Below are 6061 nucleotides of genomic sequence, written 5' to 3'. Positions count from 1 at the left end.
CTGCCGAGTACTCCCACCGGCTTCGCACGTGGCCTGTACCTGCTGCAATCGGCCGGACTGGTCACCCTCGACCGCAAGTTCGGCGGCACCTCGGCGCAGGATCTCACCATCACGGCGGCCAACGTCCTCGATTCGGCTCGGCATCTGGACGTGATCGGGCTCAGCTTCGACGAGTTCCTCAAGTCGACCTACAACAGCTACGACGCCATCGTCCTCAATCCGGATCAAGCCGCGAGTCTGGGACTGGTGCCGGCCACCGACGCCCTGGCCGTCGAACCCGGGCCCGGTAACCCGTACGCGCACGTCCTCGTCGCGCCGTCACGGCTCGCCGGTGATCCCCGCGTGCTCGAACTGACTCGCGCGCTGGAGGATCCGCGGCTTGCCGGCTACCTGAACCGGACCTACCGCGGCGCGAACATCGCCGCCGCGGCGGCCACGAGCTGACGGCCTGGCCTCAGCGATCGCCGTGCGCCGCGTGCGTGCCGAATCCCCGCCGGTGATAGGTCAGCGGCTGCGCGTCCGTATCCGACTCGGCCGCAACGACATCGCCGACGACGATGGTGTGGTCACCACCCGGCAGCAGGTCGGCCACCCGGCACGCCAGCCACACCGCCGTGCCCGTGATACGCGGTACCGACTCGACCTGGTGCCAGTCGATGTCACCGAACTTGTCGGGCCCCTTCGTCGCGAATCGGCCGGCGATGTCGTGCTGGTCACCGGCCAGCACATTGACACCGAACGCCTTCGATTCCCTGATCCGGGCCAGGGTTTCGGACGTGTCGGCGAGTGCGACGGCCACCAGCAGCGGGTCCATCGACAGCGACATCACTGCGCTGACGGTGGTGCCGTGCGGACGGTCACCGTCCATCACGGTGATGATGGAGACCGGTGCGCAAAGATTGGCCATCGCCTGCCGGAACTCGGTCTGCAGGTCGGTCAGTGGTGCGGACATGACGAACTCCTATGTTTATCCGGTGATCCCGACGGGGTGACTACCCGGTGATCCCCACCGAGGCCCAGAACTGCTCGAACGACGACGGGACCATGTCGTTGCCGAACTTCACCTGTCCGTCGACGAAGCGGTGCACCATGACCATCGTGGTGTCGAGCACGGTGTCACCCAGACGCCGGTAGATGTGGACGTTCGCGGTGACGATCTCGTCGCCGACGACGTCGCAGTGCACCACCTCGTTGCGGGCCTCGTCGAGTTTGGCCACCACACCGAAGGCGCCCAGGAACTCACCCTTGGTGTAGAGGCGCACCGCGCCTTCCACGGTGAAGCCCGCCCAGGTCATGTCGTCGGCGTACAGGGCGACGAGCAGGCTCGGGTCGCCGGCGTCGGCGGCGGCGAAGGCCTTGGTCAGGGCGTCTGCGTTCTGCTGGGTCATGATGTGTCCTCTCGGGGGATGATCGGGTTGGTGTGTCGACCATCACTGTGGCGGTCGACCGGCCCGTCGGGTAACCGGCCGACTACGTGATCTGGGCCCCGAATCACCCAGGACCGGAACGTCAGCGCGAAAGACCTGGTCAAGAGGCATTCCGTGACGGGTGATCCCACTGTCACACCCGCACCCGACACCCGCGGTGACACATCTTGACCCCCGGGGTTGTCGGCAGGCGCCATCGGACAGCAGAGTGATCTGCATCACCGAATGTGGGGAATGTGCGATCCCGACGGTGCCGATACCGGACGAGAGGTACCGAAGTGAATGCTGACGAGTGGGCCGAGATTCAGCGGTGCCACGCCGAGGGCGAGACGATCAAGGGGATCGCCGAACGACTTCGGATGTCGCGCAATACCGTCCGGCGGGCTCTGGCGATGACGTCGCCGCCCGAGGATCATCGCAGCGTCAAAGGCTCGCTCGCCGACGAGGCCGACGACGACATCCGCAGGATCCTGGCCACCGACCCCGACGTCACGATCGCCGAGATCGGACGGTCGATCGGCTGGACCCGATCACGCACCCTGCTGGCCCGGCGAGTGAATACGATCCGCTCGGAGAACACGGCTCAACTCGGGCGATCGAGCGGTACCGCGACGCCCGGTCTCCCCCGCCCCGCAACCAGTTTCGTCGGGCGGCGCGGTGAACTGGCCGAGCTACGCCGTCTCCTGGGCGACCATCGGCTCGTGTCGGTGGTGGGCCCGGGCGGAATCGGCAAGACGCGCCTGGCGATCGCCGCCGCCGAGGAGTTTCGCCGCGCCTTTCCCGACGGCGTGCGGTTCGTCGACTTCACCGCGGTCCGCAATGAATCCCTGCTGGCCCAATCCGTATGCGATGCCCTGTCTCTGAACAGCAGGGAGTCCAGCGACCGATCGGTGCCGGACACACTGGCCACATTCCTGCGCACCCGCAGGATGCTGCTGGTCCTCGACAATTGCGAGCACGTCGTCGACGGCGCCGCGGCACTGATCGCGCACCTGCTCGCATCGACGGCAGAGCTGCGGATCATCGTGACCTCACGGGAGTACCTGTCGATTCCGGGCGAGTACGTCTTCCACCTCGGAGCTCTCTCGACCGAGGACACCCACGACGTGAGTGCCGCGGTGGAACTGTTCACCCGCCGCGCATCGTCGGCTCTCGCCGGATTCGAGCTCACCGACGCCAATCATCAAGCTGTACAACAGATCTGCCGACGCCTCGACGGCCTTCCGCTGGCAATCGAACTGGCCTGCACCAGGCTGAACGTGCTGTCGGTGCACGACCTCGCCGATCTCCTCGACCGGCGGATGTCGATGCTGACCGTCGGATCGCGCGACCGCACCGCACGGCACCGCAGCCTGCAGGCCACCACCGACTGGAGCTACGAACTCTGCACCGCGCCTGAGCAATTGCTGTGGTCACGCCTGTCGGTGTTCATCGGTGGATTCGATCTCGGCACCGCCGTCGAGGTGTGCGCCGACGACCAGTTGCCCGCCGAATCGGTCGTCGACGCGGTCGCCGGGCTCGTCGCCAAGTCGGTGGTGTCCCGCGTCGCCGACGACCGGCGTGCCCGCTTCCGTCTCCTCGAGTCGATCCGCGAGTACGGCTGGAGCAAACTGGTCCCCCGCGACCGCGACACGATGAACGCCCGGCTCCTGGCCTGGTCCGCGCGGATCATGGTCGACTCGGCGACCCACTGGTACGGTCCCGACCAGGTGACCAAGGCCACCGTGGTCCAGGACAACCTGGGAAACGTCCGCGCCGCACTGGAATTCGCGATGGACTCACGCGCGGACCCCGACCTCACCGCCGTCGCCACGCACGCGTTGGGTTCGGCCCGATTCCTGTGGGCCTGCGGCATATCCGGCCGGGAGCACCGCATGTGGCTGACCAAAGCGCTGGACCTACCCCATGCAGGAGACAGGAACAAGGCGCGGATGTTCGGGGTCCTCGCACTGCTGCAGACCTTGCAGGGCGATCGCGAGTCGGCGGCCTTCTCGATTCAGCGGGCCCGCAGCCTCGCCGATCGTGTCCACGACCGACAGACCGCGGCCTTCGCCATCCACACCACCGGACTGCGCGACTTCTTCGCCGGCGACTTCGTGTCCGCCGGAAGACACTTCGACCATGCCGAGGCGCTCTACCGCGAATCCGACGCCGATCTGCTGGCCACCCTGCGGGTGCACCGCGGGATGCTGCTGAGTTCGATTCTCGACATCGACGGCAGCCGGGCGGTTTTCACGCAGGTGCACGAGGCGACCGCCGCCGTGGGCGAACAATGGTTCCATTCCTACGCAACCTACGGGCTCGGTCTGACGGCACTGCTCGCCGGAGAACCCGGCCGGGCCGCCGAACTGGCTTCCCAGGCCCTCGGTGAGCATCGACCGTTCGGTGACGTCGTCGGCATGACGCTGATGGCCGACCTGCTGGGCTGGTCGCTGGCCGCCGACGGGTCCGGGACGCGTGCCGCGGTGGTACTCGGTGCGGCGTCGGCGCTGTGGGGGCTCTTCGGGCAGCAACTGTACGGATCGGAGCACTGGAATGCGTTGCGCGCGGACGCGGTTGCCACGGCCCGCGCCGATCTCGGTGAGTCCACGTTCGAAACCTGGTGGGCCCGTGGCGAAGCGATGTCCACATCGGAGCTACTCGACTACATCGCCGGCGACGGGGCCCCAGGCGACGCGCCCGCCGCCGTGACCGACGACCGCAGTCCGGCCGTCGTCCGGCGCTCACCGCCGGCTCACGACACCGTTCTGCTCGGTTCCCTGTCCCAGCGCGAGCAGGAGGTCGCCGTGCTCGTGGCCGACGGCCTGACCAACAAGGAGATCGCGCAGCGGCTCGTCCTCTCGCCCCGTACCGTCGAGGGCCATGTCGAGCATGCCCTGCGCAAACTCAATCTCACCCGCCGGACGCAGATGGCCGCGGCGATCTCCGGCTCCCGTGTCTCGCCGTCCTGAGGATCTGGCCTGATCTGTTCCGGACCGACTTCCCGCATTCCCCGGATGAGTCCCCACACAAACTGGAATTCTGCCCCGGGCAGGCGTTTTCGCACCGCCCGGGGCAGAAGTCTATTTTCGGTGAGGCGATCGGGGTGTTACGCCTCGGGCCGTGTCACTACACCTTGCACAGGGTGCCCGCGTCCACCGGCAGCGCGATGCCGGTGACGAAGCGCGAGGCGTCCGAGGCGAGCCACAGCACCGCGTTGGAGATGTCGCGCGCCTCCACCCACGGCGTCGGCAGCAGATTCATGCCCTGCTCGCACGCCTCCTTGAAATCCTCGTGGGTGGGGTGTTCGAGGTCGGGGCGGAACAGCCGGTACATGGCCTCGTGGTCGATCATGTCGGTCAGCACCGATGTCGGATGGATCGAGTTGCACCGGATACTGTGCGCACCAAGCTCATTCGCCGCAGTCCGGGCCAGACCCAGAACCCCGTGCTTGGCGGCCACGTAGTGGGCGAAGTTGGGGAACCCCTGCAGGCCACCGGTCGAGCTGATGAGGATGATCGAGCCGCCCTCACCCTGCTCGATCAGGTAGGGAACGGTGGCGCGCATCGTCTTCCACACGCCAGTGAGGTTGATGTCGACCATCTCGTTCCACTGCGTCTCGGTGAGTTCGTGCAGCGGTGCCGACGAGAAGATGCCGGCGTTGGCCACCACGGTGTCGAGTCGGCCGAATTCGGCGATCCCCTCCTTCACCGCCTGCTCCAGACCCTTGAGGTCCCGGACGTCCACGATCGAGGTCGCCGCGCGCCGGCCGGTCTTCTCGACGAAGCGGGCGGTCTCCTCCAGATCTTCGGGTGTGGCTCCCTTGTACTCGGTGGTGCCGAGCTTGGCGCAGATGTCGATCGCAATGATGTCCGCGCCTTCTTCGGCGAGCCTGATGGCGTGCGAACGTCCTTGTCCGCGTGCGGCTCCGGTGACCAGTGCCACCTTGTTGTCGAGTTGTCCCATGATGTGCGCCTCCTTGCGCATACTTCGGTGAAATGTGCCGACGGTGTCGGATACAGGGTCGGCGAAGAGTGAAAAAGAGGTCAGCGGTTCTGGTAGCCGGGCAGGATCGCGGGTGCGGCCTCGACCAGGGTCATCCGGTCGATGAGCGCATGCTGGGTTGCCACGGCGGCGTCGCGGACGCAGCGGCCGAGGGCGCTGGGGTTACGGACCGTGGCGCTGCCCGCCCAGCGGTGCGCGAACATGACGACCTCGCCGGTCACCTCCTGCACCCAGGTGGTGGCCTGCCGCATCCGGGCGCGCTGCTCGTCGGAGATCTCGATCCCCTGTGCCGCAGTGGCTTCGGCGTCCCCGAAGACCTCGTACACATAGGCCTGTGCCGCCCGGAACTTCGCCTCGTGCCGCATGAAGTCGAGTTGGAACAGGTCCGAGTCACCCACCGGGCCGTCGTAGCCAGGCCGGATCTTGTTGTTGACGATGCCGGCGATCTCCTGCAGCGCCCGCTGCGCCAGCCCCAGCGCCACCGGTGCGTGACCGCCGACGCCGATGCCGAGGAGCCCGAGCTGGTAGACCGGTTCGGCCTGGGTGGGGACGGTCGCGAAGGTCTCCATGGTGAACTTGTCCGGCACGAACCGGTCCTTGACCGCGTAGTCGTAGGAGCCGGTGCCGACCATGCCCATGACATCCCAGTT

General features: G+C 67.1%; 6 protein-coding genes. 2 read left to right on the top strand and 4 right to left on the bottom strand.

Features of this window, described 5'->3' with window-relative positions; genetic code table 11:
* A partial coding sequence (locus KDB67_RS08325; protein WP_291014702.1) for a MetQ/NlpA family ABC transporter substrate-binding protein occupies positions 1-444 on the top strand: 444 nt, incomplete at its 5' end.
* Positions 445-454: 10 nt separating this feature from the next.
* Here the strand turns inward: KDB67_RS08325 and KDB67_RS08320 are convergent.
* Positions 455-952 (bottom strand): flavin reductase family protein, encoded by a 498-nt coding sequence (locus tag KDB67_RS08320; protein ID WP_291014699.1) that lies wholly within the window; start codon positions 950-952, stop codon positions 455-457.
* Between the two features lie 40 nt (positions 953-992).
* The gene (locus KDB67_RS08315; RefSeq protein ID WP_291014696.1) at positions 993-1388 is read right to left on the bottom strand and encodes a nuclear transport factor 2 family protein; all 396 of its coding nucleotides are present in this window, start codon (positions 1386-1388) and stop codon (positions 993-995) included.
* A 317-nt stretch (positions 1389-1705) separates the two neighbouring features.
* On the opposite strand from KDB67_RS08315, the gene KDB67_RS08310 reads away from it, so the two are divergent.
* The gene (locus tag KDB67_RS08310) at positions 1706-4378 is read left to right on the top strand and encodes a LuxR C-terminal-related transcriptional regulator (RefSeq protein ID WP_291014694.1); all 2673 of its coding nucleotides are present in this window, start codon (positions 1706-1708) and stop codon (positions 4376-4378) included.
* Positions 4379-4535: 157 nt separating this feature from the next.
* On the opposite strand, the gene KDB67_RS08305 is transcribed toward KDB67_RS08310, so the two are convergent.
* Positions 4536-5372, bottom strand: coding sequence for a mycofactocin-coupled SDR family oxidoreductase (locus KDB67_RS08305; RefSeq protein WP_291014692.1), 837 nt, complete (start codon positions 5370-5372; stop codon positions 4536-4538).
* An 80-nt stretch (positions 5373-5452) separates the two neighbouring features.
* A partial coding sequence (locus KDB67_RS08300; RefSeq protein WP_291014690.1) for an acyl-CoA dehydrogenase family protein occupies positions 5453-6061 on the bottom strand: 609 nt, incomplete at its 5' end.

The organism is Gordonia sp. (in: high G+C Gram-positive bacteria), assembly GCF_020438995.1.
Classification (GTDB): domain Bacteria; phylum Actinomycetota; class Actinomycetes; order Mycobacteriales; family Mycobacteriaceae; genus Gordonia.
Note: the sequence above shows the minus strand (reverse complement) of the source record. Positions and strands in the feature narration are given on the sequence as shown.

Bases quoted from the DNA above. Each gene is read 5' to 3' on its own strand.
- KDB67_RS08320 (WP_291014699.1), bottom strand. From the start codon at position 952: ATGTCCGCACCACTGACCGACCTGCAGACCGAGTTCCGGCAGGCGATG.
- KDB67_RS08315 (WP_291014696.1), bottom strand. From the start codon at position 1,388: ATGACCCAGCAGAACGCAGACGCCCTGACCAAGGCCTTCGCCGCCGCC.
- KDB67_RS08305 (WP_291014692.1), bottom strand. From the start codon at position 5,372: ATGGGACAACTCGACAACAAGGTGGCACTGGTCACCGGAGCCGCACGC.